Origin of the sequence: Methylophilus aquaticus, assembly GCF_030769565.1 — a bacterium.
GTDB classification, from domain to species: Bacteria; Pseudomonadota; Gammaproteobacteria; order Burkholderiales; family Methylophilaceae; genus Methylophilus; species Methylophilus aquaticus.
The window spans coordinates 22,429-47,312 of record NZ_JAVCAP010000004.1; the positions used below are offsets into that span (position 1 = coordinate 22,429).

Below are 24,884 nucleotides of genomic sequence, written 5' to 3' on the forward strand. Positions count from 1 at the left end.
GCGGGCGAACTTAGCGCTCGCCCTCACGGTCAGACGACTGTTTTTAGCAAGTAAAGCCACCTTCACACTATTAATCACATCATGAAAAAATCATTCCCTAAGCGTTGGCAGCGGATGCTGCTGGCCTCTGTATGCCTCACCACCTTGTCAATGCAGGCGCAGGCAGAGGTGGTTCAGAAAACCTTAAAGAACGGCCTCAAAATTATTGTGCAGGAAGACCATCGTGCCCCTGTCGTTGTATCGCAGGTCTGGTATCGTGCCGGTGCGCTGGATGAAGTCAATGGCAAAACCGGGGTGGCGCATGTGCTGGAACATATGATGTTTAAAGGTACCAAGGTGGTCCCCGCAGGGCAGTTCTCACGCAAGATTGCTGCCGCTGGCGGCAAGGAAAACGCCTTTACCAGCATGGATGCGACCTGCTATTTTCAGCAGTTGGAAAAATCACGACTACCGCTGGCGTTTGAACTGGAAGCGGACCGTATGGCCCATTTGCAGATTACCGATGCCGAGTTTGCCAAAGAGATTGAAGTGGTCAAGGAGGAGCGTCGCTGGCGGACAGAGGATAAACCGCAATCGCGCGTCAGTGAGCAATTTCAAGCCACCGCCTTTCATGCGCATCCCTATGGTCGGCCGATTGTCGGTTTTATGAACGATCTCGAAAACATGACGGCAGAGGATGCGCGCGAGTGGTACCAAACCTGGTATGCGCCAAATAATGCGACGGTGGTGGTGGTAGGCGATGTCGATGCCAGAACCGTGTTTGCCTTGGCAGAAAACACATTTGGCAAGCTGGCGGCCAAGCCCTTGCCCGTCCGCAAACCGCAGGTCGAGCCTGTGCAGATGGGTGAGCGCCGTGCCGTGGTCAAAGCGCCGGCCAAGTTACCTTATTTTGTCATGGGTTTTCATGCCCCGGTACTCAAAAACAGTCAGGCATACAGCGAACAGGATTGGGAGCCCTATGCACTGGAAGTCTTGTCTAGCATTTTAAGTGGTAATGATTCTGCCCGGCTGAACCAGAAACTGGTGCGCGAGCAAGCCATCGCGCTGGATATGGGCAGTGGTTACGACAGTACCTCGCGTGGTCAGGCCGCATTGTTTGAAATTGGCGCATCTCCTGTCGAAGGTGTCACCATTTCAGCCCTGGAAAAAGCGATCTGGGTACAAATTGACGAGGTCAAGGAAAACGGTGTGCGGGATGATGAATTGCGTCGGGTGAAAGCCGCCGTGGTAGCCGCGGATGTGTATAAGCGTGATTCCATGTTTTATCAGGCCATGCAGCTTGGGCAGCTCGAAACCGCGCACTACCCTTTGACCTTGTTGCAGCACAATGCCGCAAGAGTCAATGCTGTGACGTCAGAGCAAGTGCAGGCGGTGGCCAGAAAATACCTGGTGCCAGATCAGATGTCCTTTGTCAGCCTGGATCCGCAGCCGCTGGATCCAAATGCAAAGCCAGCAGGACGGCCGCATCAACATTAACTGCCTTGGCCAAGATGGATTGCGAGTGGTGGTTTAAAAAGACTGTCGCATGGCAGTCAAATAACGTATTTAACAGCAAAAAAACGATGCCACCCTGTGTGGGGCATCCGCAAGGAAATATAATGAAGGTTTTAGACTTAATCGCCAGCAGTGTGTTAACCATTACTTTACAGGCTTGGTCCCCGAGTGCTCAAGCCGCGCTCGATATTCAGCATTGGACCACTGCCCAAGGGACCGAGGTTTATTTTGTTGAAAATCATGATCTGCCCATTGTGGATGTGAGTGTCAATTTTCCGGCAGGGCAGGCGCATGATACTGTTGAAACTTCAGGCGTTGCTGCGCTCACACACTATTTAATGACACTGGGTGCGGGAGGGTTGAATGAAGAAACTATTACCAATCGTTTCGCCGATATCGGCGCGATTCTCGGTGGCAGCTTTGATGCGGACCGCGCTAGCTTTAAACTGCGCACGCTGACCAGTGAGCAGGAAAAAGCGCTGGAAACCTTCACCACTCTATTGCATCGACCAGATTTTCCTGCTGTCGTGCTGGAGCGTGAAAAGAGCAGGGTGATTGCCGGGATCCAGGAAGCTGAAATCGAACCGGACAGCATCGCCAAAAAAACCTTTATGCAGGCTGTGTACGGCATGCACCCCTACAGCCAGGATGAAAGTGGCGAGGTGGCCACAATACAATCAGCGCAGACTGCTGATTTGCGCACATTCTATGAGCAGCATTATGCTGCCAAATCTGCGGTCATCGCCATGATGGGTGATTTGAGTGTGGCACAGGCACATGCGATTGCCGAGAAGCTCAGCGACGGGTTGCCACAAACGCATGCAGTTCCACCGATTGCGCCAGTCAAGCCATTGCGTGCGCCAGTCATGAAGCAATTGCCACATCCGGCAACACAGGCGCATATTCTGCTGGGGCAACCGGGCAATAAACGCGGCGATCCTGATTTTTTTCCGTTATATGTAGGCAACTATATTTTAGGCGGCGGCGGTTTTGTCTCTCGCCTGACCGAAGAGGTGCGTGAAAAGCGTGGACTGGCCTATACAGTTTACAGCTACTTTATGCCGATGGCAGAGCTGGGGCCGTTTCAGATTGGTTTGCAAACCAAAAAAGAACAAGCACAAGAGGCTTTGCAACTGGTCAACGCAACCGTGCGTCAGTTTGTCGAAAAAGGCGTGACTGCACAAGAGTTGCAAGCCGCCAAAGACAACCTGATCGGCGGTTTTCCGTTACGCATAGACAGCAACAATAAAATTCTCGAGTATCTGAATGTGATCGGCTTTTACAAGCTGCCACTGGATTATCTCGACAGCTTTAATGACAACGTGCGTAAAGTCACTGCGCAGCAAATACACGATGCATTTCAGCGCAGAGTTCAGCCTGAAAATTTTGTGACAGTGATTGTGGGTGCTGAAGAGTAAGCAAGGGTAGAAACAGTCAGCGCTGTTTCTGTTACATGCCCATCAGCGCAAACGGTTTCTGCAGGCTAGCCAGTCAGATAAAAGAGCACCTGGCAGGTGCCACAAAAAATCACCGGAAACCAGGTCAGATTGTCTTCGGATGGGTCTGCCTGGCAGTCAGACGGCATCCATTCTATTTTTTTGTGCGCCCCCCAATTTCTTGAACGCAAGGTTTTACTGTGCGGCATGGCAGCATCTGCGGATGCTGCTTGCTGTCGGCATTCGGCTTTTTGCAGAGTGCCTTTATAATGCATGTTCCGTAATCAGCAAAGCCGATGCCACTACTTATGAATCAGGTCAGAATCAATGCCGGACAATGGCGTAGCCGGAACATTAAATTTCCCGATGCCGAAGGCTTGCGGCCAACACCGGACCGGGTACGGCAAACCTTGTTCAATTGGTTGGGTCAGGAACTGACGGGTAAACATTGTCTGGATCTGTTTGCCGGGACGGGCGCCCTGGGCTTTGAAGCCCTGTCACGGAACGCGGTCAGCGTGACCATGCTGGAGTTGGCGCGCTTGCCTGCCCAGGCCCTGCTGCAAAATAGACAGGTGTTGGGGGCGACGCAAGCCCATATTTTGCAGCAGGATGCACTGCAGTTTCTGGCGCAAAATCGGCAACGCTTTGAAGTGATCTTTTGCGATCCGCCATATCACAAAGGGTGGCTGGACAGATTGTTACCGCAACTGGCGTCGCATCTTGCGACTGATGGCTATGTATATGTAGAAGCCGAATATGCGTTAAAATCCGATGCACGCTGGCAGGTGGTAAAATCCGGCAAAGCCGGGCAAGTATTTTATCATTTACTGCAAGCCGCCCCGGCCAGTCTCGAGTGATAAGAACGCCTGCAGGTGGTCAATCGCCTTCAGTCAGGAAAAATAGTCATGCATAAAATCAGAATTGCAGTGTATCCAGGGACATTTGACCCCATTACCATGGGCCATGAAGATATCGTGCGTCGTGCTGCCAACCTGTTCGACGAGGTGATTGTGGCGGTGGCGGGCAGTACCAGCAAACAAACCCTGTTCAGTTTGCAGGAGCGGGTCGCTCTGGCGCAATCGGTGTTTCATGGCGACAATATTCGTGTCATGGGGTTTGACGGTCTGCTGATGCAGTTTGTACAGTCGCAAGGCGCGCAAATGGTGATTCGTGGCTTGCGTGCCGCCAGTGATTTTGAATATGAGTTCCAGCTGGCGGGCATGAACCGAAAATTGTTTCCTCAGCTGGAAACCCTTTTTCTCACGCCCGCCGAAGAATATATGTTTATTTCCTCCAGTCTGGTGCGTGAAGTGGCGCGACTGGGGGGCGATGTTCACCAGTTTGTCTCGCCTGTGGTTGAGCAGGCAATTAAACAGAAAATAGCAGCTGTACAAGGTTAAAACGATGTCTTTGATCATTACTGATGAGTGCATCAACTGCGATGTATGCGAGCCGGTGTGTCCGAACGAGGCCATTTCGCAAGGGGTGGAGATTTATGAAATCAATCCTGACCTGTGCACAGAATGTGTCGGGCATTATGACAAGCCGCAATGTCAGCAAGTGTGTCCGATAGACTGCATTCCGCTCAATCCGGATCACCGCGAAACGCAGGAGGCGCTGATGGAAAAATATATACGCATTACCCAGGGCTAAAGGCTGGATATTGGCTTAAGTGTGTTTCTGTCATTGCCATGTGCACAGACAGAAATGCCTTCTATTAATCAGGAGACCAGAATGAGAGTTTTACATACCATGTTGCGCGTGGGCGATTTGCAGCGCTCGATTGATTTCTATACGCAGGTGTTGGGCATGCAGTTGCTACGTACACAAGACTATCCGGATGGCGAGTTTACGCTGGCATTTGTCGGCTATGGTAACGAATATGAGCACTCTGTGCTGGAATTGACCTACAACTACGGTAAAACAAGCTATGACATGGGCACGGCTTATGGACATATGGCTATTGAAGTGGATGACGCCTATGCTGCGTGTGATCTGGTCAAGGCCAAGGGAGGCAAGGTGGTGCGCGAAGCAGGGCCGATGAAACATGGCACCATTGTGATTGCTTTTGTAGAAGATCCTGACGGCTACAAAATTGAGTTTATTCAAAAAGGCACCATCGAGTACCCACGTTAATCAGGTATTGACGGATGACCAGGAGAACGCAATGGTTATACGCTGTGGAGCTTGCACTGGCGGGTGACTGGGAAGGCGCACACCTGATTGCGCAAGAGGATAGCGACCCACTCGCCAACTGGATTCATGCGGTGTTACATAAAATTGAAGGCGACGTCTGGAATAGCAAGTATTGGTATGCACGCACTGCCGGGCGCCAATATGAAACATTTGCTGATGCTACTGAGGAGTTGCAGGTGATCCGTCAGCAGTTGCTTCAATTGCAGTAAAGAAAATGTTGGGTGGTGTGTTGGACGAAACTACTTTTGCTCGCTTTCAGACTGTTGAGTGACTGTGGTAAAAATTCCCCAAAGTGATTGTACAAACAAGGCGAACACCGTGCCCGCCAGAAACAGCATGACGCACATCGCCAGACACACACACAACATAAACGCGTCTTGCTGCCATTCACCATGGTGTCCCAGAGATTGCCATACTTCCAGCAGGCGCAACAGTACCGGATTATGATCGATCCAGGTTTCCAGGTGGGATGCTTGCAAAGGTGTATTGTGCAGGCTAATCCTGGCGAAATGAATGCCGGGTAGATCCAGATGCAGCCACATCATTTTTCCCAGAGAATACAAACATAATCAGTATACCTAATACGCTGCTTTGCCCAAACCGGCTTGTGGCGAATGACGGCATCAAATCGGTGCACTACGGGCTGCGTTGCGGTGCATTTTAATGCATGCTGTTTTGAATGCCATCGCGTTTAAGTCTCTTTAATACCATCAGACTGCCATGTTGGCCTCAGTGTGATTGTACGTGTTATCTGTGATAACTGTTTGATGTGTAATAAGAAAGTGTATGCATTTCATGCGATGTGGCGGTGGTGTTTGCGTTGAAGGCAGTTGCCAAATATTGAAAAAGGCCTCTTGTTGATCGTGGTCTGCTTGTTGCTATAGCGTATATAAGCGCTGAATCGATCGTCGATTTTCCAAAGCGCACGAGGAGAGGCCACATGATCAAAAAACTGGCGGCAACAGCGGCGGTTTCTGCAGAAACCCGGCTGGCCGAGAATATCCAATTGCTGGGCGACTTGCTGGGGCATGCCATTCGTAGCATTGAGGGGGAAGAAGCATTTCAGCATATCGATGCGATCCGGCAGACGGCCATCAAGTTTCATCAGACACATGATCAGCAAGCCTCTTTGCAACTGGAACAATTGCTGGCCGGGTTAACGCCTGCTCAAACCGTGTGTGTGGTCCGCGCATTCAGTTATTACAAGCATCTGGTGAATCTTGCTGAAGACCTTTATGGCCAGCAACTGGCCAATTGTAATGAAAACGCACCCGCTGCAGGCATGCTGGCCCATTCGCTGGCGCAGTTGCGCAGCGCACAGGTCAGCCCAGAAACCATTCAGCAGTTTTTTGCCGATGCGCTGGTTTCGCCAGTGCTCACTGCGCATCCGACCGAGGTGCAACGCAAGAGTGTACTGGATATTGAACGGTCACTGGCGGAGTTGCTCGGTGAGCGGGCACAACTGGTTTCCGCGCGTCAGCTTGAACGCAATAGCCTGCTGCTGCAAGGGGCGGTGTGTGCCTTGTGGCAAACCCGCATGCTGCGCTTCTCCAAGCTGACCGTGATCAATGAAATTGAAAATGCACTGACCTATTACGACAGTACATTTCTACATGTGATTCCGGCCTTGTTACAAGACCTGGAGCGTGATCTGGCGGCATTGATGCCCGACCAGTCCGCTTACAGCCTGCCCAGTTTTTTGCGTATGGGCAGCTGGATAGGCGGTGACCGTGACGGTAATCCGTTTGTGAATGGGATGACGCTGCGTGAAGGCGTGCGCTTACAGGCAGTGACCCTGTTCCGGTTTTATTTACAGGAACTGGCCATGCTCAGGCGTGAGCTGGCGATTTCCACCCGGCTGGTGGGTGTGGATGACCAAGTGCTGGCGCTGGCCAAACACTCGCAAGACCAGTCACCGCACCGGCTGGATGAGCCTTACCGTCTGGCGCTCAATGGCATTTATGATCGCCTGTTGCGCACTGCGACCACGCTGTTGCCAGAAGCTGAGTGGTCGATGGACAAGACGATGGATATTTTGCCCTATGACAGCCCGGAGGCCTTGCTGAGTGTTTTGCAGGTGATTGCGGACTCGCTGCGGCAGCATCAGGGGGAATCTCTGATCTATCCGCGACTGGGCAAGTTGATGAAAGCCATTGGCACTTTTGGTTTCCATCTGGCCACCGTCGATATTCGCCAGTCTTCTGATGTGCACGAGGCGGTCATTAGCGAGTTGCTGCAAAAGGCCGGTTACGATTTTGATTACGCCAGCTTTAACGAAGACGAGAAAATAGGGCTGTTACTTGAAGAACTCAAGCAGCCCCGTCTGCTTTTCTCGCCTTTTCAGCAATACTCTGAGCTGGTGCACAAGGAAATCGGTGTGCTCGAAGCCGTACGTGAAATGCGCGCCCGGTTTGGTGACCATACGGTGTGCCAATATATAATTTCGCACACTGAAACCTTGTCAGACCTGCTGGAAGTGGCCCTGTTGCAAAAAGAAACCGGCTTGCTGCGTGGCGTGTGGGGCTCGGCCAATATTCAGGTAGATCTCAATATTGTCCCGCTATTTGAAACGATAGCCGACTTGCGCGATGCGCCCATGATTATGGGCAAATGGCTCAGCCTGATCGGCATCCGCCATGTCATCCGCTACCAGGGCAACGAGCAGGAGGTGATGCTGGGCTACTCTGACAGCAATAAAGACGGTGGCTTTCTCACCTCGAACTGGGAGTTGTATAAAGCCGAAATCTCCCTGGTGGAGTTGTTCACTCAGGCCAAAGTCAAGTTGCGGCTGTTTCATGGCCGCGGCGGTACGGTCGGTCGGGGCGGCGGCCCAACATATCAGGCCATTATGGCCCAGCCGCAAGGTACCGTTGACGGCCAGATTCGCCTCACCGAACAAGGTGAAATTATTGCCAACAAATATGCCGATCCAGTGGTCGGACGGCAGCATCTGGAAACCTTGATTGCGGCTACGCTGGATGCCAGTCTGTTTCCCTCGGATCAGCTGGAACCGGCCAAACGCCGGAGCTTTGAAGGAGTGATGGAAACCCTGTCAGCCACAGCCATGACCAGTTACCGTAGCCTGGTCTATGAAACCCCCGGTTTTGCCGAGTATTTTTTTCATACCACGCCCATCGATGAAATTGCCGGGCTGAACTTGGGGAGCCGTCCTGCAGCCAGAAAGTCAACGCGTCGCATTGAAGATCTGCGCGCGATTCCATGGGGGTTCTCCTGGGGTCAATGCCGCCTGCTATTGCCTGGCTGGTTTGGTCTGGGCAGTGCCATCCATCAGTTTCTCACGCAGGACAGCAGCGCCAAAGAGGCGCGCCTGAGCTTGCTCAGGGAAATGCTGGCAGGCTGGCCCATCTTTAACACCCTGATTAATAATGTGGACATGGTGCTGGCTAAAACCGATTTGATTGTCGCCAGGCATTACGCACACCTGTTGCCTGACCGTGCCTTGCGGGAAGAAATCTTCAGCCGTATTGAACAGGAACATAAATTGACGACCCATGCCGTCAATGTGCTGCTGGGCTCCACTGAGCGCTTGGCTAGCCAGCCTGTGCTGGCAAAATCCATCCGAGACCGCTTGCCATATCTGGATCCGCTCAACCATTTGCAAGTGGAAATGATACAGCGCTATCGAAATGGTGAAACGGATGAAAAGCTGAAGCTGGCGATTCCGTTGACGATTAACGGCATTGCTGCCGGATTGAGAAATACTGGTTAATGGGCGGATCAGCGGAGGTGCTGGTGCTTTGGTTATTAAGCCCGGTGCCTGTGGCCTCAGCATGTAAAAAAGCAAGCCAGCGCTTGCTTTTTTACATGCTCTAGTTAACTCGCTCTAGTTAACTCAGTGATTGCGTTTTTCTTCCCACGCCTGAATTTGTTTCTCGGCTTCGTCTTTGGTGATGCCGTAGCGCGCCTGGATTTTGCCTGCTACCTGATCGCGTTTGCCCTCAATGACGTCGAGATCATCATTGGTCAACTTGCCCCATTGTTCTTGTACTTTACCCTTCAGTTGTTTCCAGTTACCTTCGAAAATATCTTTATTCATGTGCGCTCTCCTCAGTTTTAGAATACGTAGGCAGGTCATTGCGAGATGTGATTGACCTGAGGCACATTGTAGAGGCTGCTGGCTAAGCCATCAGTCGGTGAAATACCCAATCTTGCGTCGGAGTTGACTGACGCTGCAGGCCTGGGGGTGTTTGCTTTTCGCGTGCGGTATCCTGGCACGTAGGGCATTGCGAGGCCTCAAAATCTGCCTGCTTATATCGCACAGGCATTTAAAACTGTTAACATGCGCGCATGAAGAATGTTTATTTATCTGCGCTTCTGGACCGACTGGTGCAGCGCCTGCCTTATGAGTGGTGGATAGGCTGGCGCTATACCCGCGCCAAGCGTCACAATCATTTTATTTCGTTTATTTCATTGACCAGTATGGTGGGTATCGCACTTGGGGTCATGGCGCTGATCGTGGTGTTGTCGGTGATGAACGGCTTTCAGGAGGAGTTGCGCAACCGGATTCTGGGTGTGGCTTCGCATATAGAAGTGCGTGGTTATGATGCCGGTTTGCCGGCGTGGGCGGCAGTACAGCAACAGATTCGTGCTCTGCCTGCCAAATCCGTCTCCAGCAAGATTGAGGGGGTGGCCCCTTATGTGCTGGCGCAAGGCATGCTGACCTACGATCAGGCCGTACAGGGCGTGTTGATCCGCGGGGTGTTGCCTGACCAGGAAGCGACAGTCTCTGATTTGTCCAGCCAAATGAAAGCGGGCCGTTTGCAGGGCTTGCAGCCGGGCGCATTTAATATCGTGCTGGGTGCCGATCTGGCACAGGCCCTGGGTGTGCATATTGGCGACAAGGTGGTGTTAATGGCCCCGCAAGGGCAGGTGACCCCGGCCGGGCTGGTGCCGCGTATCAAGCAGTTTAATGTGACCGGCATTTTTCAGGTCGGCATGTATGAGTATGACGCAGGCCTGGCGCTGATTCATCTGGCAGATGCCGCCAAGTTGTATCGCATGGGTGACCAGGTGTCCGGTTTGCGCCTGAAGCTTGCAGATCTGTTTATGGCTGACCGCGTCAGCCGCGAGTTGGTCCAGGCATTGGGCCCCAATTATTATGTGACGGACTGGACGCAGCAGCATGCCAATTTTTTTAAAGCCATTCAGCTGGAAAAACGGGTGATGTTTATTATTCTGGCGCTGATCGTGGCGGTGGCTGCGTTTAATATCGTGTCTACCCTGGTGATGGCCGTGACTGATAAGCGTGCGGATATTGCCATTTTGCGCACCATGGGCGCAACGCCGCAGGCCATCCGCTGGATGTTTGTGGTGCAGGGCGCAATGATCGGCGTGATTGGCACCGTGTCGGGCGCGTTGTTGGGCGTATTGCTCGCTCTGAATATTGAAACCGTGGTGCCGTGGATTGAGCGAACATTTAACGTACAGTTTTTGGCTAAAGATGTGTATTACATCAGTGACTTGCCTTCCAAGCTGATGTGGTCAGATGTCGGTACCATCGTTGCTTTGTCAATTGTTCTCAGTCTGGTGGCCACCCTGTACCCAAGTGCGCGTGCCGCAAGCATGAATCCCGCGGAGGCCTTGCGTTATGACTGATCATGTATTGCAGTGCAGTGGTCTGGCCAAAATTTACCATGGGCTTGAGACCTCGGTGCTCACTGGCGTAGATATGCAGGTGGCCGCAGGCGAACATGTGGCGATTGTCGGGGCTTCAGGCAGCGGCAAAAGTACCTTGCTGCATTTGCTGGGCGGACTGGATAGTGCGACGCAGGGTGAAGTGCAGTGGATGGGCAAGCCGCTGGCCACTCTTGCCGAAGCCGAGAAAAGCGCCATGCGTAACCAGTATCTGGGTTTTGTTTATCAGTTTCACCATTTGTTGCCAGAATTTACTGCGCTGGAAAACGTGGCCATGCCACTGCTGATCCGGCGCATGCCGCGCAAGCAGGCGCTTGCGCAGGCCGAGCATTATCTGACACAAGTTGGCTTGTCGCATCGCTTGCAGCATACGCCGGGAGAGTTGTCCGGGGGTGAACGCCAGCGTGCCGCACTGGCGCGCGCACTGGTGACCGAGCCGCGCTGTTTGCTGGCGGATGAGCCCACCGGCAATCTGGACCGGCAGACCGCGGCGCAAGTCTTTGAGTTGCTGCTGCAGATTCAGTCCACACTGGGCACCGCCATGGTGGTCGTGACCCACGATTTGTCGCTGGCCGCCCGGTTACAAAGGCAATACCGGTTGCAGGACGGCACACTGATACCTCTTTAAGGTTACGTAACTATGCCGGGCATCACAGTGGGGTGGTTGTTCGGTGTGTGGCTGTTTCAGCAACAGGCGACCGTGTGGTCGCCTGTTGCTTTTTGTGCACTTCTGTTGCCGGTGGTGTTGGGCATGGGGCTGCTGCGTATCAGGTATTTTCAATCCTTTAAAAAAATGATTTTTTATGCGCTATGCGTATGGAGTGTGGCTAGTCTGGGCTTTGTCTATGCGCAAGGGCGTGCCTACTGGCGCTTGCAAGATACACTGCCTGTCGCCTGTGAACGGCAGGTGATCATCGTGCAGGCGCGCATTGTGGGGGTCCCCGCACGCGATCAGCGTGGGCAGCATGTGGATGCACTGATCGAACATGTGTACAGTCAGCACTGCCCGGTTCCCGCCAGGGTGCATCTGAGCCTGTATCAGCAGCAGTATCGACAGGCGTCGCCTGAAACGATTGCGGCTTTACCGATAGTGCATGCGGGGGAGCGCTGGCAATTTTCAGTGCGGCTGAAGCGACCGCACGCCACACGGAATCCACATGGATTTGATTATGCCGCGTGGTGCCTCTCTAACCATATCGGCGCGGTAGGCAATATTGTCAGCAAAGCGCCTATGCAGCGACTGGATGCGCTGGTTTGGCAACCAAACACACTCATTGCGCGCTGGCGTGAACACGTGGGTGGTCGACTCAGCCATGTGTTGGGCAACACCCCGCAAAGTGCTGTGTTGCGGGCGCTGGTGATCGGCGATGACAGTCAGATTTCGCGCGCAGACTGGCAATTGTTTGTGGATACCGGCATCAATCATCTGGTCAGTATTTCGGGGCTGCATATCACCATGCTTGCCTCGCTGGGCTATGGACTGATTGGCTGGTTGTGGCGTCGGCAGCCGCAATGGGCGTTGCGCATTCCCTCGCGTCAGGCCGCGAGTATGGGTGGCGCCATCGTTGCCATTCTATATTCTGCGCTGGCCGGTTTTTCAATCCCAACCCAGCGCACCCTGTATATGCTGCTCACCGTCGCGGCCATGCTTAACCTCAGGCAGCGTTTGCCTTTTTCGTGGATACTCTGTGTAGCCTTATGGGTCGTGTTGTTGCGCGATCCGTGGGCTGTGCTGGCTCCCGGGTTCTGGCTTTCCTTTGGTGCTGTTGCCGTATTGGCTTTTGCCATGGGTGGCCGTTTAAAGCCGCCGCCATGGTGGGTGGCGGCCGGTAAAACGCAATGGGCAGTGACGGTTGCTTTCTTGCCGTTGCTGATTGCCATGTTTAATCAAGTGTCGCTGGTTTCACCGTTGGCCAATGCCCTGGCGATTCCACTGATCAGTCTGGCGGTTGTCCCTGTCGCGATTGCCGGTGCACTTCTGCCATTGGATGTCTTGTTGCGCTGTGCAGCCAGTGTGCTGGATGGGTGTATGCAGGCGTTGCAGTGGCTACAACACTTGCCTTGGGCGGTCTGGTATCAAGCCACGCCACCCACGTGGGCATGGCTGCTTGCCTTGCTGGGGATAGGTATGCTACTGATGCCGCGAGGCTGGCCCCTTCGCTGGGCAGGACTTTGCCTGTGCTTGCCTGTATGTATGCCACAAGCCCCGGTGTTGCAACCCGGTCAAATGCAGGTCACGGTGCTGGATGTCGGGCAGGGCTTAAGTGTGATGGTGCAAACGGCACACCATACTCTGCTGTATGATGCTGGCCCCGCCTACAGTGCAGACAGTGATGCCGGGCAACGCATTGTCTTGCCCTATTTACGTCACCTTGGGGTCCGGCAGCTTGATATTGCCATGATTTCGCATGATGACAGTGACCATGTAGGGGGCATGGCCTCTGTGCTGGCAGGTGTTCCTGCACTGGGCATCCTCAGTTCACTCACGCCGGAAGCTGTGTTTTTTAAGCAAATAGCGCAAACCACGCCTATACGGGGACATCAACCAGTGCACCAGCCCTGTCTGACTGGCACCCGCTGGCAATGGGACGGGGTGCAGTTTCAACTGCTTTCGCCAGATACAGCCTTATTGATGACCGCAAAGGATAACGATAAGAGTTGTGTGCTGCATATACGCTCGGCACATGGTAGCCTGTTGTTGACTGGGGATATTGAAAAAGTGGCTGAGCGCTATCTGTTGCAAACTTCACCTGCAGATCTTGCAGCGACGGTAATCACCATGCCGCATCACGGCAGCAAAACCTCCTCTAGTCATGCCTTTGTCAATGCGGTTTCGCCCAGGCTTGCAATAGCCACTGCGGGGTATCTGAATCGTTTTGGGCATCCCAAACGCGAAATTCTGGCCCGCTATCAGGCGGTGGGTGCACAGGTTTTACGCTCGGATATGGATGGTGCAGTGTTGCTTAGCTTTTTGACCGGCGAAACACCTGCAGTACAAAGATGGCGGGTGATCGCGCCGCATTATTGGGAAGCCCCGGCCCTGTAACGATTTGGATACCCGTCAGAACTTGCCCTTAAGCCTACTTAACGCTAAAGTAGCGGAAGTTTGAAATTAAAGGGAGTATCTGCTGTGTGGGAAATTATTTTGGCGGCCGGCTGGCCTATCTGGCCTCTGATTATTGCTTCGGTCATTGCTCTGGCAATTATTGTTGAGCGTTTCTGGGCCTTGCGTGCTTCGGTGGTGACCCCGGAACAATTGCTTCCTGAAGTGCAAAACTGGCTGAAGCAGGGCGGCGTGACCAAGGAAACATTGGGACGTCTTGAAGCGCATTCCCTGCTTGGTAAAGTCTTTGCCAGCGCATTGTCCAGCGCAAACAACTCGCGTGAAGTGACTAAAGAGGCGATTGAGGAAACTGGCCGTGCCGTGGCACACAAGCTTGAACAGTACCTGCCTACACTGGGCACCATTTCGACCGTAGCACCATTGCTCGGCTTACTAGGAACCGTGATCGGGATGGTGGAACTGTTTGGTTCGTTTACCAATAGCGGCCATGATGTTGCCCAGTTCGCCCGCGGTATTTCAGTGGCCCTCTACAACACGGCAGCGGGTATTGTAGTGGCCGTCCCTTCCATGATTGCTTATCGTTACTTCCGCAGCAAGGTTGACGGTTTTTTGGTGGATATGGAGCAGCAGGCCATCAAGCTGGTAGAAATCATGCATGGTGACCGCTAATTCGCAGTCTCAGCCGAGTAAACTCTCAAGGGTGTAAACAATGAATTTTAAACGTGGTATGCGGAATGAAGAGCTGGAGATCAACTTTATTCCCCTCATCGACGTGCTGCTGGTAATTATTATTTTCCTGATTGTCAGCGCAACTTTTTCCCGCACCAGCGAATTACAAATCAATTTGCCAACAGCTGATGCCAGTGCTCCACAGGAAAAGCCAGTCACGATCGATATCGAAGTGGACGCCCAAGGCCGTTATACCGTTAATGGCAAAGAAGCCAATGGTGCGGTTGTTTCGGAGTTGTCGGCTGCAATGACGCAGGCCGCAGGCGAAAATAATGGTAAGGAGCCGACCATTGTGATTAATGCCGATGCCAAGGCTACCCATCAGTCTGTGATCAATATCATGGAGGCGGCGCGTATGGCCAATTATAGTCATATTACTTTTGCTACCCAGGCTAACAGCCACTAATTGCATGCCTGATACGATTTGTATGTTCAACGAGCCCGTCTATATTGGCGGGCTATTTGTTTTTAATGAGGCCGGTTAGACGGATGGCACGTAAACAGAAAAAAGAATTTACGCCAGTGGCGCATTCCAGGCAGCTTTATAAACGCTTGTTTGCCTATGCCTGGCATTACAAGCTGCATTTTTTGTTGTCTATGCTGGCGACGGCAGTGTTGGCATCGAGCAATACTGCTTTTCTGGCCATGGTTAAAAAGCTGACTGATGAGGGCTTTTCCAAAGGGGCTTCTGCAGAAATGCATCTCCTGCCGCTAATGCTGTTTGGCTTGATGTTTGTTCGCGCACTGGCTGGCTTTTTCTCCGTATACAGCTTGCGTGTGGTTGCAAGGCGGGTGGTGGAAACCTTGCGTACAGAAGTGTTTGCCAAGCTGATGTTACTCCCCGTCAATTTTTTTGATGCGAATTCAAACGGTATTCTGGTTTCCAAACTTTCCTACGATATTGAAAAGCTTTCTACCGTTGTCACACGTACCGCATTAAATGTCCTGCGCGATGTGTTGACGGTGGTTGGCCTTGTGGGCTACATGCTTTACCTGGACTGGCGCCTGACCCTTATTTTTGCAACAGTCACCCCTTTAATGGGCTGGTATTTGTCCAAGTCTACGCCCAAATTACGGGCCAATGCCAAGCGTGTGCAACAGGCCGTGGGTGAAATTACCAAAACAGCAGAAGAAGCGATTGCCGGTCAGCGGATTGTGAAGATCTTTGGCGCTCAAGCGTTTGAAAATGAGCGTTTTTCACAAGTCGTAAGTAAAAACCGCATGCTCGAACTGCGTACCGCCCGTATTTCCGGCCTTAATAGCTTCGTAATTGAAGTGTTGTCTGCACTGGCACTGTCGATGGTTGTTTATTATGCATTCGAGCAGTTTACCGTGGGTGAGTTTGCTGCATTTATTGGCGCCTTGCTGATGCTGATTGCACCCATCAAACACATTACCTCTGCCAATGAAGACTTGCAAATCGGCCTGGCTGCGGCACAAAGTGTGTTTGACCTGATGGATTTGGACAGCCAGCTCGATGAAGGCCAGCACCATACCGTGCGTGCAGCCGGCGAAATCGCTTTCAAAGGGGTGACCATTCGTTATCCGCAGGCCAAGCGTAATGCATTGAATGATTTGAGTCTGGATATTCGTAGTGGTGAAAAAGTGGCACTGGTCGGCCGTTCTGGCAGTGGAAAAACTACGCTGGTTAATTTGTTGCCGCGTTTTTATGAGTTACAAGAAGGCATTATCCTGCTCGATGGTAAAGATGTACGCAGCTACCAACTTGAGAATCTGCGCGCCCAGTTCTCGCTGGTGAGTCAGGATATCGTCTTGTTTAATGATACGATTTTCAACAATATTGCCTATGGTGCCTTGCGCGCTGCGTCTGAGGTTGAAGTGATTGCGGCAGCCAAAGCGGCGAATGCCTGGGAGTTTATCCAGCAAATGCCACTTGGGTTACACAGTGAAATTGGCGACCGTGGTGTCAGGCTCTCTGGCGGGCAGCGGCAGCGTCTTGCCATCGCGCGTGCCATCCTCAAAAATGCGCCTATCCTGCTACTGGATGAAGCGACCTCGGCACTGGACAGTGAGTCTGAGTTGCATGTGCAGTCAGCGCTGGATGCCGTCATGCAAGGGCGGACCACCATCGTCATTGCCCATCGCCTCAGCACTGTTGAAAATGCCGATCGCATTATTGTCATGGATCATGGAAAAATCGTAGAAACAGGCACACACCAGGGGTTGCTGGCAATGAATGGCTATTACAGCAAGCTTTATCATAAAGAGTTCCAAGAAGATTAATTTTGCGCACATGGTTTGAACAACAATGGCAACAGCTTGGATGGGCGCAATGCCTGTTGTTGCCACTTTCATGGGTGTTTTTAGCATTGACGGCCTGCCGTAAACGCTTATACCAGTGTGGAGTGTTTTCCAGTACTCGTCTGGCGGTCCCGGTGATTGTGGTTGGCAATATTTCAGTCGGTGGAGTGGGTAAAACCCCCGTAGTATTGTGGCTTGCTGAACAATTACTGCTTGCCGGCTATCAACCCGGAATTTTGAGTCGCGGTTACGGCGGAAAGCACCACGGAGAAGTAAGTGCTTGCAGTGCCCCGGTCTTATTTGGTGATGAGCCTGTGTTACTCGCGCAGCGCAGCGGGTGTCCTGTGTGGGTGCATGCCAAGCGTGTGCTGGCAGGACAAGCATTGTTAGACGCCTATCCTGCTTGTGATGTATTGATTTGTGATGACGGCCTGCAACATTATGCCTTGCAACGTACGATAGAAATTGCTGTGGTGCATCGTCCTCGAGGCTTGGGGAATCATCGATTACTCCCTGCGGGTCCATTACGTGAGCCTTTGCAGAGATTGGCCAGCGTTGATCTGATTATTGAAAGCGGTGATTTGCCCGATTCGGCACACACCCTGCCAAGTTTTCAACTTCAGTTGCACAGTGCACACTGGCTGGCCGTGAGCGATTCTTCACGACATGCTACCGTTGATATTTTGCGTGGCGAGTCGTTAATTGTAGTGGCCGGTATCGGCCACCCGCAACGCTTTTTTGATACCCTGAAGCAGCAGGGGTTGCAATTTGAGTCACGTGTCTTTGCCGATCATCATATGTATACCCCACAGGACTTTGCCGAAACTGGAAAAAAAACCATACTGATGACCGAGAAGGATGCCGTAAAATGTCGGCATCTGGGCTTGGAAAATGCCTGGTATTTGCCGGTGGATGCTGAATTAAAGCCGATAGGCCACACCAAGTCGCTGATGTTCTGTGTGCTGGGCTTGTTGGAACAACGCAATGGAGTGCGAATATGAATCCTAAATTATTAGAAATTTTAGTCTGTCCTGTGACTAAAGGGCCTCTGGTCTATGATAAACAAAAACAAGAGTTGATTTCAAAAAATGCACGATTGGCCTATCCAGTACGTGATGGTATCCCGGTTATGCTTGAAGACGAAGCGCGACGCCTTGAAGAGCATGAGTATAGTGAGTAAACATGTTTAATGTTGTCATTCCTGCCCGTCATGCCAGTACCCGCCTGCCGGGAAAACCGCTGCTGGATATCGCAGGTAAACCGATGGTGGTGCGGGTGGCTGAGCAGGCCAGCAAAAGTTTGGCAGCCTCTGTAGTGATTGCTACCGATTATTCGCTGATTATGCAGGTGGCTGCGGAGCATGGTTATTTGGCGGTGATGACGCGTGAAGATCATAGTTCAGGCACCGACAGAATTGCCGAGGTGGTGACGCAGTTAGGGTGGGCAGATGAGATGATTGTCGTCAATGTGCAAGGCGATGAGCCGCTGATCTCCCCTGCATTGATTAACGATGTGGCTCAAATGTTGGCTATGGACACACAAGCTGTAATGGCTACAGCATGCCACCCGGTGCATGATGCGCATGCTTTGCATAACCCTAATATTGTTAAAGTGGTGTTAAATCACAAGCAACAAGCGCTGTATTTCAGTCGCGCAGCAATTCCTTACCCACGTGATACGGTTTATCAACAGGCTATTCAAGCTTATCGACATATCGGTATTTATGCCTACCGGGTCGGATTTCTCAAACAATATGCGACCCTGGCCACGACTACACTCGAAAAAGTCGAGAGTCTGGAGCAGTTAAGGGTCTTGTATCATGGCTATCAAATTGCCGTTACTGTCACAGATCAAGCCCCTGCTACTGGTGTCGATACCCCTGAGGATCTGCAGGCTGTACGCCAGCTGTTTACCGAAAATTAAATAGAGTTTTTAACCAGATTACTTTTTTTTGGGTTATTTATAGCTGGTTTGAAAAAGCTTGCCAAGCATTCGAGTGCTTATGCATTTACTTTGCGACGGAAAGCGATCACTCCCATCAAACTGAGTCCCATCAGTATCATCTCTTCTGTTTCTGGTTCTGCAACAGGTTTTGCAGTGTCTGCATGCGTAGAGCGATAGTCGGTTGCCATGAGCGGGTCAGTGTTAAACATTGTTGCTGTCGCTGCAAAGCTGCTTGTTTGAATCAGGAGCAGGGCAGACACTAATAATTTGATAAACATGCAACACTCCCGATTGGATGACTTCGTCTATTTGATGAGTACAATTATGAACAGCATGCTCATGCAAATAAATAGCTCTTTCGGGTCAGTGTCTGAGGCTAGCTCCTGAAAATAAAATAGACCGCCCCGAGCAGACACAATCCTGCCCACACATAATCCCATTTCAACGGTTGCTGCATGTAAAACAGCGCAAAGGGGACAAATAGTGTGAGCGTAATCACCTCTTGCAGAATTTTTAGTTGTGCCAGATTTAGCTCGGTGTAGCCGATGCGATTCGCTGGCACCTGAAACAGGTATTCAACCAGGGCAATACCCCAGCTGATCAGCGCTGCAATAATCCAGGGCTTGCTCGCCAGATTTTTCAGGTGACCATACCATGCAAACAGCATGAACAGATTGGAAATACTGAGCAACAGGATGGTTTTAATCAGGACAGGGGACATGATTGACCCTAGTGAGGGTGACCTGCCACTCTTTCGGCGGCTGGTCGCGTGAAAGGAATTTAGTTCTAGATTGCAGCTTCGCCAGTTTCACCTGTCCGGATGCGAATGACTTGCTCAACACTGGTGACAAAAATCTTGCCATCACCGATCTTGCCGGTGTGCGCTGCCTTGATAATTGCCTCAATGGCACTGTCCACCATATCCCCAGCCAAAATCACTTCAATTTTGATTTTTGGCAGAAAGTCGACGACATATTCGGCACCACGATAGAGTTCGGTATGCCCTTTCTGGCGGCCAAAGCCTTTAACCTCTGTCACGGTTAGGCCATTTACGCCAATCGCAGACAAGGCTTCGCGAACTTCATCGAGTTTAAAGGGTTTGATGACGGCTTCGATTTTTTTCATATGTGCTCCGTGTTTATTTCTTTTTTGTCATTCTACGCAAGGGTAGGGTTTTATTCAAATGCCAAGCGGCAAGTAATCGGGTAGCGCCTGTCTTTGCCAAAGCCGCGCTCAGTGATCCGCACGCCGACGGCAGCCTGCCTGCGTTTGTATTCATTGCGATCAATCAGGCGGGTGACGCGCTGCACATCTTTGGCAGCATACCCCATGCGGATAATGTCTTCCGGGCTTTTGTCGCGCTCGACGTAGGCCTCCATAATACCATCCAGAATCTCGTAGGATGGCAGGCTGTCCTGGTCGGTCTGATCTGCACGCAGCTCGGCGCTGGGCGCACGTGTAATGATGCGTTCTGGAATTACCATGCCCAGCCTGTTGCGATATTCTGCCAGTTTGTAGACCAACGTTTTAGGCACATCCTTAATCAGCGCAAACCCGCCAGCCATGTCGCCATACAAGGTGCTGTATCCCACCGCAGTTTCTGATTTGTTGCCGGTGGTGATCACCATGCTGCCAAATTTATTGCTGATCGCCATCAGCAACATGCCGCGGATGCGCGCCTGCAGGTTTTCTTCGGTTGTATCAAATGCTTGGCCTGCAAACTCTTCAGCCAGTGTGCTGCAAAACCCTTCAAACAAGGGCTTGATCGGTAGCACGCTATACTCTACGCCGAGCAGTTTTGCCATCAAGGCGGCATCTTCCAGGCTGATGCTTGCAGTGAATTCAGAGGGCATCATGACCGCTTTGACGCGATACTTGCCCAGGGCATCTACCGCAATCGCCAGTGTCAGTGCCGAGTCTATGCCCCCGGACAAGCCCAATACCACGCCAGGAAAGCCGTTTTTATTGACGTAATCAGCCAGGCCCAGTTTTAGTGCTGTGTAAACGGCAGCTTCAGGGCTAAGTGTGTCGGGGATGTCCGCCGCCAGAGGCTGGCCCTGCTGTAAACTGATATATCCCAGATGGCTTTCAAAAGCTGGCAGCTCCTGCATGAGTTCGCCTTTGCTGTTCATGGCGAACGATGTGCCATCAAATACCAGTTCATCCTGCCCACCTACCATATTGGCATAAATCATCGGCAAGCCGGTTTCCTTGATCCTGTCCCGCAATACCTGATAGCGGGTCAGCTGTTTTTGTATGTGGTAGGGTGAGGCATTGATGGTGAGGAGGACTTGCGCGTTGGCTTGCAAGGCTTGTAACGCGGGGCCGGGCTCCCAGCTGTCAGCGCAAATCATCAAGCCGTAACGTGTGCCTTGCCATTCGAACACTACCGGTAAATGCCCTGCTTCAAAATAACGCTCTTCGTCAAATACACTGTAATTTGGCAGGATGTGTTTGTGGTAGGTTGCCTGAATGTTGCCAGAGTGGATCACTGAGGCAGCGTTGTAGCGTTTGCCGGAAACCGCATGTGGATGCCCAATAATTACTGCCATGTCTGAAGGTAAATGGCTGATCAGCCAGGTGAGGCTGCGTTGATTGGCGGCATAAAAGTCTTGTCTGAACAACAGGTCTTCGGGTGGGTAGCCACATAATGCAAGTTCTGGTGTGAGCAGCATGCGCGCACCTTGTGCATAGGCTTCCTGCGCACAGACGAGAATATGTTCGGCGTTGGCCTGCATGGCGCCAACTACACTGTTCATTTGGGCAATGGCGAGTTTCATACTGCGAATGGCATTAATAGCGGCCACCTGCGGCTTTGATCAGTTCGACCAAGGCAGGGTTTTGTGCCTTCAGTGCATACACATAGGCGGTCAGGCCATATTGGTCGCGCGTTTTGACATTCGCCTTGTTTTCCAGCAGCAGTTTCGCCATGTCGGGCGCGTTGTTACTGACAGCGATATGCAGCAGAGGTGTTCCCTGACTATCTTTCTGATTGACATCGGCCTGGTGATCAAGCAGCGTTTTGGCCACTTCGAACTGGTTTTTTTTAACAGCCCATGTGAGCGCTGTCCAGTCTTGCTCATCTTCCTCGTCCACTTTTGCACCATGCTCCACCAGATAGGTCACGGCTGGTGCATGGCCCTCGCGGGCGGCAATCATCAGTGCCGTAGTGCCCAGCTTGTCCTTCAGGTTAGCATCCGCACCATGAGATAACACTGCAGTAATGGTCGGCACGTCTCCACTTTGGGCGGCATACATCAATACTGTTTTGCCATCGCTACTTTTAACATTGGCATCAAACCCGCGCGCAATAATCAAGTCAACCAGCTCACTAAAGCCAGAAGTGGCTGCCAGGCCCAAGGCACTCCAACCTGCCGGGTCACGTGCTTTAACGTCAGCCCCTTTTTCCATCAAAGCTTTGGCTGCGTCAATATTGTTCTTTTTTGCGGCAAACATCAGTGCCGTCCAGCCGCCCTGGTCCCTGGTGTTAACTTCGGCACCATGGTCTATCAGTGTGCGAATCACCTCCGCGCGGTTTTTACGCGCGGCGTACATCAATGCGGTGATTTTGTCAGCGTCGGTAATATTCGGGTTGGCACCGCTTTTAAGCAAGGCATTGACGGTGGCCACATCGCCCTTGGATGCAGCAATCATCAGGTAGGGCACATCCGCATCTGTGCTCATGCTGACTTCCTCTGTATTTTGCTTGTCCGCAGCTATTGCGTTCAGCGACAATCCACACACTAGGCCCAAGCCAATCAGTAACTGGCAGAGTAAGTGTTTAGTCCATTGCGTATGGTTCATGCAGCCTCCAGCATTATTGTTTAGCGCGCTGCATGGCTTGCAGCACGGCTTTGCCCAGACCAGCCGGGGAGTCTGCAACTACGCAACCAGCCGCTTCCAGTGCAGAAATTTTATCTTCTGCACGCCCGGAGCCCCCGGAAATAATCGCCCCGGCATGGCCCATACGTTTACCTTTGGGGGCAGTGAGGCCTGCAATATAAGCGGCTACCGGTTTGGTGACGTGGTGTTTGATAAAGTCGGCTGCAGCCTCTTCATCGCTGCCACCAATTTCGCCCACCATGATAATGGCTTCAGTTTCAGGGTCTTTCTGGAAGAGATCCAGACATTCAATAAAGTTCAGCCCTTTGATCGGATCGCCCCCAATTCCCACGCAGGTCGTTTGCCCAAGACCTAATGCCGTGGTCTGGTGCACCGCTTCGTATGTCAGCGTGCCAGAACGCGAAACCACACCCACTTTGCCGCGTTGGTGAATATTGCCCGGCATAATGCCGATTTTGCATTCATCCGGGGTAATCACGCCGGGGCAGTTCGGGCCGATCAGTTTGACGCCGTTGGCTTTGAGGGCTGCTTTGACATTCAGCATATCCAGCGCCGGAATGCCTTCGGTGATACATACAATCAGTGCAATACCGGCATCGGCAGCTTCCAGAATCGAGTCGGCAGCAAACGGTGGTGGCACGTAAATAACGCTGGCATTGGCCTGTGTTTCACGTACGGCATCACGCATGGTGTTAAACACCGGCAGGTTTAAATGCAGCTGGCCCCCCTTGCCAGGCGTTACGCCTCCCACCATGTGCGTGCCATAAGCAAGCGCTTGCTCGGAATGGAAGGTCCCCTGTTTGCCGGTAAAGCCCTGGCACAATACTTTGGTATTTTTATTGACTAAAATCGCCATGACTACACACCTTCATTCACTGCTTTAACGGCTTGTTTGGCTGCATCGGTCAGCCCCTCTGCCGAGATAATATTCAAGCCACTGTCGCGCAGCATTTGTTTGCCCAGTTCGACATTGGTACCTTCCAGGCGCACCACCACCGGAATCGTCATGCCCACTTCTTTGACCGCGGTGATGATGCCGGTGGCAATAATGTCACACCGCATGATGCCACCAAAAATATTCACCAGAATCGCTTTGACTTGCGGGTCGGCCAGAATGATTTTGAAGGCTTTTGTTACGGTTTCTGCGGTAGCACCGCCCCCTACGTCCAGAAAGTTGGCTGGCATGCCGCCATGTAATTTAATCAAATCCATGGTGGCCATCGCCAGGCCAGCACCATTCACCATACAGCCAATATTGCCATTCAATGCAATATAGTTGAGGCCAGCATGGTGGGCTTCGGCTTCTTTGGCATCATCCTGTGACCAGTCGCGGATTTCTGCAAACTGTTTCTGGCGGTACAAAGCATTGTCATCCACCGTCATTTTGCAATCGAGTGCCACCAGCTTGCCCTCGGCCGTCACAATCAGCGGATTGATTTCGAGCAAGGACAAATCATTTTCTTTAAACAGTTTATACAGTCCTTTGGCCAGCTTGGTGAAGGCTGCAATCTGCTCGCCAGCCAAGCTTAAACCGAATGCAAGATTACGTGCCTGAAAATCCACCAGTCCATTGAGCGGGTCGCAGACTTCCTGCAATATTTTTTCCGGCTGTGTTGCCGCAATTTCTTCAATATCCATGCCGCCAGCACTCGAGGCTACCATCACCACCCGTTCCAGACTGCGATCTACCAGCATGGATAAATACAGTTCACGCGCGATGGGCAAGGTTTGTTCCACCAGTACCTGATGAACAGGTTGACCATCAGGTGCGTTTTGATAGGTGACCAGATGCTTGCCCAGCAAGCTGCCGGCAACAGTTTGTGCTTCGAGCGCAGAGTTGACGACTTTTACACCGCCCGCTTTACCGCGTCCCCCGGCATGGACTTGCGCCTTTACTACCCAGGCTTCCCCGCCAATCTCCTTGGTGGCGGCAGCGGCAGCTTCTTCTGATTGGGCGACCAGGCCGGTCGGGATGGCCAAACCGTATTTTTGTAACAGTTGTTTGGCTTGATATTCGTGCAGATTCATGAAAAAAATTAATTCTGATGATTAAGGGGCTATTTTCGCGCAAATGCGGGCACAAGGCTAGCTTGAGGTGAAAAAAAACCTGCCATCAGGCAGGTTACATTGAGATCGGCATTAAGGGCACCTCTAAAAATTCAAGTTCCGTTGCGATACTGCGTTGCCCATAAAAAATTTCTCCTTACATATCAACTATATGCGGCGTCAAATTTTTTTACTCGCGCCTTGTCTGGCTTAGT

At 52.0% G+C, this 24,884-nt stretch carries 27 protein-coding genes; 17 read left to right on the forward strand and 10 right to left on the reverse strand.

The genetic code is table 11. The annotated features are described in order from the left end of the window. Positions 1–114 precede the first annotated feature (114 nt). Both Q9291_RS02975 and Q9291_RS02980 read left to right on the forward strand, forming a co-directional pair. Positions 115–1,476 carry a M16 family metallopeptidase gene (locus tag Q9291_RS02975; RefSeq protein WP_370530733.1) on the forward strand — a complete coding sequence of 454 codons (1,362 nt, stop codon included), beginning with the start codon at positions 115–117 and terminating at the stop codon, positions 1,474–1,476. A 122-nt stretch (positions 1,477–1,598) separates the two neighbouring features. Further along, positions 1,599–2,912 carry a M16 family metallopeptidase gene (locus Q9291_RS02980; protein ID WP_306388510.1) on the forward strand — a complete coding sequence of 438 codons (1,314 nt, stop codon included), beginning with the start codon at positions 1,599–1,601 and terminating at the stop codon, positions 2,910–2,912. Positions 2,913–2,977: 65 nt separating this feature from the next. Here the strand turns inward: Q9291_RS02980 and Q9291_RS02985 are convergent, their stop codons facing one another. Further along, positions 2,978–3,205 carry a hypothetical protein gene (locus Q9291_RS02985; protein ID WP_306388511.1) on the reverse strand — a complete coding sequence of 76 codons (228 nt, stop codon included), beginning with the start codon at positions 3,203–3,205 and terminating at the stop codon, positions 2,978–2,980. A gap of 33 nt (positions 3,206–3,238) precedes the next feature. On the opposite strand from Q9291_RS02985, the gene rsmD reads away from it, so the two are divergent. The 5 genes from rsmD to Q9291_RS03010 all read left to right on the forward strand — a co-directional run bounded on the left by rsmD (position 3,239) and on the right by Q9291_RS03010 (position 5,335). Continuing rightward, entirely contained in the window at positions 3,239–3,787 is a 549-nt protein-coding gene (gene rsmD / locus Q9291_RS02990) for a 16S rRNA (guanine(966)-N(2))-methyltransferase RsmD (protein ID WP_306388512.1), read from the forward strand. Between the two features lie 48 nt (positions 3,788–3,835). Next, entirely contained in the window at positions 3,836–4,330 is a 495-nt protein-coding gene (coaD, locus tag Q9291_RS02995) for a pantetheine-phosphate adenylyltransferase (protein WP_306388513.1), read from the forward strand. A gap of 4 nt (positions 4,331–4,334) precedes the next feature. Beyond that, positions 4,335–4,583, forward strand: coding sequence for a YfhL family 4Fe-4S dicluster ferredoxin (locus Q9291_RS03000; protein ID WP_306388514.1), 249 nt, complete (start codon positions 4,335–4,337; stop codon positions 4,581–4,583). Between the two features lie 81 nt (positions 4,584–4,664). Then, entirely contained in the window at positions 4,665–5,066 is a 402-nt protein-coding gene (gloA, locus tag Q9291_RS03005) for a lactoylglutathione lyase (RefSeq protein WP_306388515.1), read from the forward strand. Between the two features lie 14 nt (positions 5,067–5,080). Beyond that, the gene (locus tag Q9291_RS03010) at positions 5,081–5,335 is read left to right on the forward strand and encodes a hypothetical protein (RefSeq protein WP_306388516.1); all 255 of its coding nucleotides are present in this window, start codon (positions 5,081–5,083) and stop codon (positions 5,333–5,335) included. A gap of 30 nt (positions 5,336–5,365) precedes the next feature. Here the strand turns inward: Q9291_RS03010 and Q9291_RS03015 are convergent, their stop codons facing one another. Continuing rightward, on the reverse strand, positions 5,366–5,671 hold the full coding sequence (locus Q9291_RS03015; protein WP_306388517.1) for a hypothetical protein: 306 nt from the start codon (positions 5,669–5,671) through the stop codon (positions 5,366–5,368). A gap of 395 nt (positions 5,672–6,066) precedes the next feature. Here Q9291_RS03015 and ppc point away from each other — a divergent pair, with 395 nt between their 5' ends. Continuing rightward, on the forward strand, positions 6,067–8,856 hold the full coding sequence (gene ppc, locus Q9291_RS03020; protein WP_306388518.1) for a phosphoenolpyruvate carboxylase: 2,790 nt from the start codon (positions 6,067–6,069) through the stop codon (positions 8,854–8,856). Between the two features lie 123 nt (positions 8,857–8,979). On the opposite strand, the gene Q9291_RS03025 is transcribed toward ppc, so the two are convergent. After that, on the reverse strand, positions 8,980–9,183 hold the full coding sequence (locus Q9291_RS03025) for a CsbD family protein (protein WP_306388519.1): 204 nt from the start codon (positions 9,181–9,183) through the stop codon (positions 8,980–8,982). A 251-nt stretch (positions 9,184–9,434) separates the two neighbouring features. Between Q9291_RS03025 and Q9291_RS03030 the strand changes: the two genes are divergently transcribed. From Q9291_RS03030 to kdsB, 9 genes are all read left to right on the forward strand, one after another. Beyond that, entirely contained in the window at positions 9,435–10,742 is a 1,308-nt protein-coding gene (locus tag Q9291_RS03030; protein WP_306388520.1) for a lipoprotein-releasing ABC transporter permease subunit, read from the forward strand. Beyond that, positions 10,735–11,409: a lipoprotein-releasing ABC transporter ATP-binding protein LolD gene (gene lolD, locus Q9291_RS03035; protein WP_306388521.1), complete on the forward strand. Its 675-nt coding sequence runs from the start codon at positions 10,735–10,737 to the stop codon at positions 11,407–11,409. The genes Q9291_RS03030 and lolD overlap by 8 nt, the downstream gene beginning before the upstream one ends. A gap of 12 nt (positions 11,410–11,421) precedes the next feature. Further along, positions 11,422–13,827: a DNA internalization-related competence protein ComEC/Rec2 gene (locus Q9291_RS03040; RefSeq protein WP_306388522.1), complete on the forward strand. Its 2,406-nt coding sequence runs from the start codon at positions 11,422–11,424 to the stop codon at positions 13,825–13,827. Positions 13,828–13,911: 84 nt separating this feature from the next. Further along, entirely contained in the window at positions 13,912–14,514 is a 603-nt protein-coding gene (locus Q9291_RS03045) for a MotA/TolQ/ExbB proton channel family protein (RefSeq protein WP_306388523.1), read from the forward strand. Between the two features lie 40 nt (positions 14,515–14,554). Beyond that, complete coding sequence (locus Q9291_RS03050) at positions 14,555–14,980, forward strand: ExbD/TolR family protein (RefSeq protein WP_306388524.1); 426 nt, start codon at positions 14,555–14,557, stop codon at positions 14,978–14,980. 83 nt (positions 14,981–15,063) lie between these two features. Beyond that, positions 15,064–16,818: a lipid A export permease/ATP-binding protein MsbA gene (gene msbA / locus Q9291_RS03055; protein ID WP_306388525.1), complete on the forward strand. Its 1,755-nt coding sequence runs from the start codon at positions 15,064–15,066 to the stop codon at positions 16,816–16,818. Positions 16,819–16,820: 2 nt separating this feature from the next. Continuing rightward, a complete protein-coding gene (gene lpxK / locus Q9291_RS03060; protein ID WP_306388526.1) occupies positions 16,821–17,837 on the forward strand; it encodes a tetraacyldisaccharide 4'-kinase in 1,017 nt (338 codons plus the stop codon). Next, positions 17,834–18,016, forward strand: a complete 183-nt coding sequence (locus Q9291_RS03065; protein ID WP_306388527.1) for a Trm112 family protein — start codon at positions 17,834–17,836, stop codon at positions 18,014–18,016. The genes lpxK and Q9291_RS03065 overlap by 4 nt, the downstream gene beginning before the upstream one ends. A gap of 2 nt (positions 18,017–18,018) precedes the next feature. Continuing rightward, positions 18,019–18,759 carry a 3-deoxy-manno-octulosonate cytidylyltransferase gene (gene kdsB, locus Q9291_RS03070; protein ID WP_306388528.1) on the forward strand — a complete coding sequence of 247 codons (741 nt, stop codon included), beginning with the start codon at positions 18,019–18,021 and terminating at the stop codon, positions 18,757–18,759. Positions 18,760–18,836: 77 nt separating this feature from the next. Here kdsB and Q9291_RS03075 read toward each other — a convergent pair whose 3' ends face one another. The 7 genes from Q9291_RS03075 to sucC all read right to left on the reverse strand — a co-directional run bounded on the left by Q9291_RS03075 (position 18,837) and on the right by sucC (position 24,651). Next, positions 18,837–19,058, reverse strand: coding sequence for a PEP-CTERM sorting domain-containing protein (locus tag Q9291_RS03075; protein WP_306388529.1), 222 nt, complete (start codon positions 19,056–19,058; stop codon positions 18,837–18,839). A gap of 98 nt (positions 19,059–19,156) precedes the next feature. Continuing rightward, entirely contained in the window at positions 19,157–19,501 is a 345-nt protein-coding gene (locus tag Q9291_RS03080) for a DMT family protein (protein WP_306388530.1), read from the reverse strand. A gap of 65 nt (positions 19,502–19,566) precedes the next feature. After that, the gene (locus Q9291_RS03085; RefSeq protein WP_306388531.1) at positions 19,567–19,905 is read right to left on the reverse strand and encodes a P-II family nitrogen regulator; all 339 of its coding nucleotides are present in this window, start codon (positions 19,903–19,905) and stop codon (positions 19,567–19,569) included. Positions 19,906–19,955: 50 nt separating this feature from the next. Next, on the reverse strand, positions 19,956–21,560 hold the full coding sequence (locus tag Q9291_RS03090; RefSeq protein WP_306388654.1) for an NAD+ synthase: 1,605 nt from the start codon (positions 21,558–21,560) through the stop codon (positions 19,956–19,958). A 13-nt stretch (positions 21,561–21,573) separates the two neighbouring features. After that, positions 21,574–22,584, reverse strand: coding sequence for an ankyrin repeat domain-containing protein (locus Q9291_RS03095; RefSeq protein WP_370530732.1), 1,011 nt, complete (start codon positions 22,582–22,584; stop codon positions 21,574–21,576). A 13-nt stretch (positions 22,585–22,597) separates the two neighbouring features. Further along, positions 22,598–23,479 (reverse strand): succinate--CoA ligase subunit alpha, encoded by an 882-nt coding sequence (sucD, locus tag Q9291_RS03100; protein ID WP_306388532.1) that lies wholly within the window; start codon positions 23,477–23,479, stop codon positions 22,598–22,600. A gap of 2 nt (positions 23,480–23,481) precedes the next feature. After that, on the reverse strand, positions 23,482–24,651 hold the full coding sequence (gene sucC / locus Q9291_RS03105; protein ID WP_306388533.1) for an ADP-forming succinate--CoA ligase subunit beta: 1,170 nt from the start codon (positions 24,649–24,651) through the stop codon (positions 23,482–23,484). Between the last annotated feature and the right edge of the window lie 233 nt (positions 24,652–24,884).

What these genes read in the sequence shown, in the direction of transcription:
- Q9291_RS02975 (WP_370530733.1), top strand. Translation starts at nt 115, where the DNA reads ATGCTGCTGGCCTCTGTATGCCTCACCACCTTGTCAATGCAGGCGCAG.
- Q9291_RS02980 (WP_306388510.1), top strand. Translation starts at nt 1,599, where the DNA reads ATGAAGGTTTTAGACTTAATCGCCAGCAGTGTGTTAACCATTACTTTA.
- Q9291_RS02985 (WP_306388511.1), bottom strand. Translation starts at nt 3,205, where the DNA reads ATGCATTATAAAGGCACTCTGCAAAAAGCCGAATGCCGACAGCAAGCA.
- rsmD (WP_306388512.1), top strand. Translation starts at nt 3,239, where the DNA reads ATGAATCAGGTCAGAATCAATGCCGGACAATGGCGTAGCCGGAACATT.
- coaD (WP_306388513.1), top strand. Translation starts at nt 3,836, where the DNA reads ATGCATAAAATCAGAATTGCAGTGTATCCAGGGACATTTGACCCCATT.
- Q9291_RS03000 (WP_306388514.1), top strand. Translation starts at nt 4,335, where the DNA reads ATGTCTTTGATCATTACTGATGAGTGCATCAACTGCGATGTATGCGAG.
- gloA (WP_306388515.1), top strand. Translation starts at nt 4,665, where the DNA reads ATGAGAGTTTTACATACCATGTTGCGCGTGGGCGATTTGCAGCGCTCG.
- Q9291_RS03010 (WP_306388516.1), top strand. Translation starts at nt 5,081, where the DNA reads ATGACCAGGAGAACGCAATGGTTATACGCTGTGGAGCTTGCACTGGCG.
- Q9291_RS03015 (WP_306388517.1), bottom strand. Translation starts at nt 5,671, where the DNA reads ATGATGTGGCTGCATCTGGATCTACCCGGCATTCATTTCGCCAGGATT.
- ppc (WP_306388518.1), top strand. Translation starts at nt 6,067, where the DNA reads ATGATCAAAAAACTGGCGGCAACAGCGGCGGTTTCTGCAGAAACCCGG.
- Q9291_RS03025 (WP_306388519.1), bottom strand. Translation starts at nt 9,183, where the DNA reads ATGAATAAAGATATTTTCGAAGGTAACTGGAAACAACTGAAGGGTAAA.
- Q9291_RS03030 (WP_306388520.1), top strand. Translation starts at nt 9,435, where the DNA reads ATGAAGAATGTTTATTTATCTGCGCTTCTGGACCGACTGGTGCAGCGC.
- lolD (WP_306388521.1), top strand. Translation starts at nt 10,735, where the DNA reads ATGACTGATCATGTATTGCAGTGCAGTGGTCTGGCCAAAATTTACCAT.
- Q9291_RS03040 (WP_306388522.1), top strand. Translation starts at nt 11,422, where the DNA reads ATGCCGGGCATCACAGTGGGGTGGTTGTTCGGTGTGTGGCTGTTTCAG.
- Q9291_RS03050 (WP_306388524.1), top strand. Translation starts at nt 14,555, where the DNA reads ATGAATTTTAAACGTGGTATGCGGAATGAAGAGCTGGAGATCAACTTT.
- msbA (WP_306388525.1), top strand. Translation starts at nt 15,064, where the DNA reads ATGGCACGTAAACAGAAAAAAGAATTTACGCCAGTGGCGCATTCCAGG.
- Q9291_RS03065 (WP_306388527.1), top strand. Translation starts at nt 17,834, where the DNA reads ATGAATCCTAAATTATTAGAAATTTTAGTCTGTCCTGTGACTAAAGGG.
- kdsB (WP_306388528.1), top strand. Translation starts at nt 18,019, where the DNA reads ATGTTTAATGTTGTCATTCCTGCCCGTCATGCCAGTACCCGCCTGCCG.
- Q9291_RS03075 (WP_306388529.1), bottom strand. Translation starts at nt 19,058, where the DNA reads ATGTTTATCAAATTATTAGTGTCTGCCCTGCTCCTGATTCAAACAAGC.
- Q9291_RS03080 (WP_306388530.1), bottom strand. Translation starts at nt 19,501, where the DNA reads ATGTCCCCTGTCCTGATTAAAACCATCCTGTTGCTCAGTATTTCCAAT.
- Q9291_RS03085 (WP_306388531.1), bottom strand. Translation starts at nt 19,905, where the DNA reads ATGAAAAAAATCGAAGCCGTCATCAAACCCTTTAAACTCGATGAAGTT.
- Q9291_RS03090 (WP_306388654.1), bottom strand. Translation starts at nt 21,560, where the DNA reads ATGAAACTCGCCATTGCCCAAATGAACAGTGTAGTTGGCGCCATGCAG.
- Q9291_RS03095 (WP_370530732.1), bottom strand. Translation starts at nt 22,584, where the DNA reads ATGAACCATACGCAATGGACTAAACACTTACTCTGCCAGTTACTGATT.
- sucD (WP_306388532.1), bottom strand. Translation starts at nt 23,479, where the DNA reads ATGGCGATTTTAGTCAATAAAAATACCAAAGTATTGTGCCAGGGCTTT.
- sucC (WP_306388533.1), bottom strand. Translation starts at nt 24,651, where the DNA reads ATGAATCTGCACGAATATCAAGCCAAACAACTGTTACAAAAATACGGT.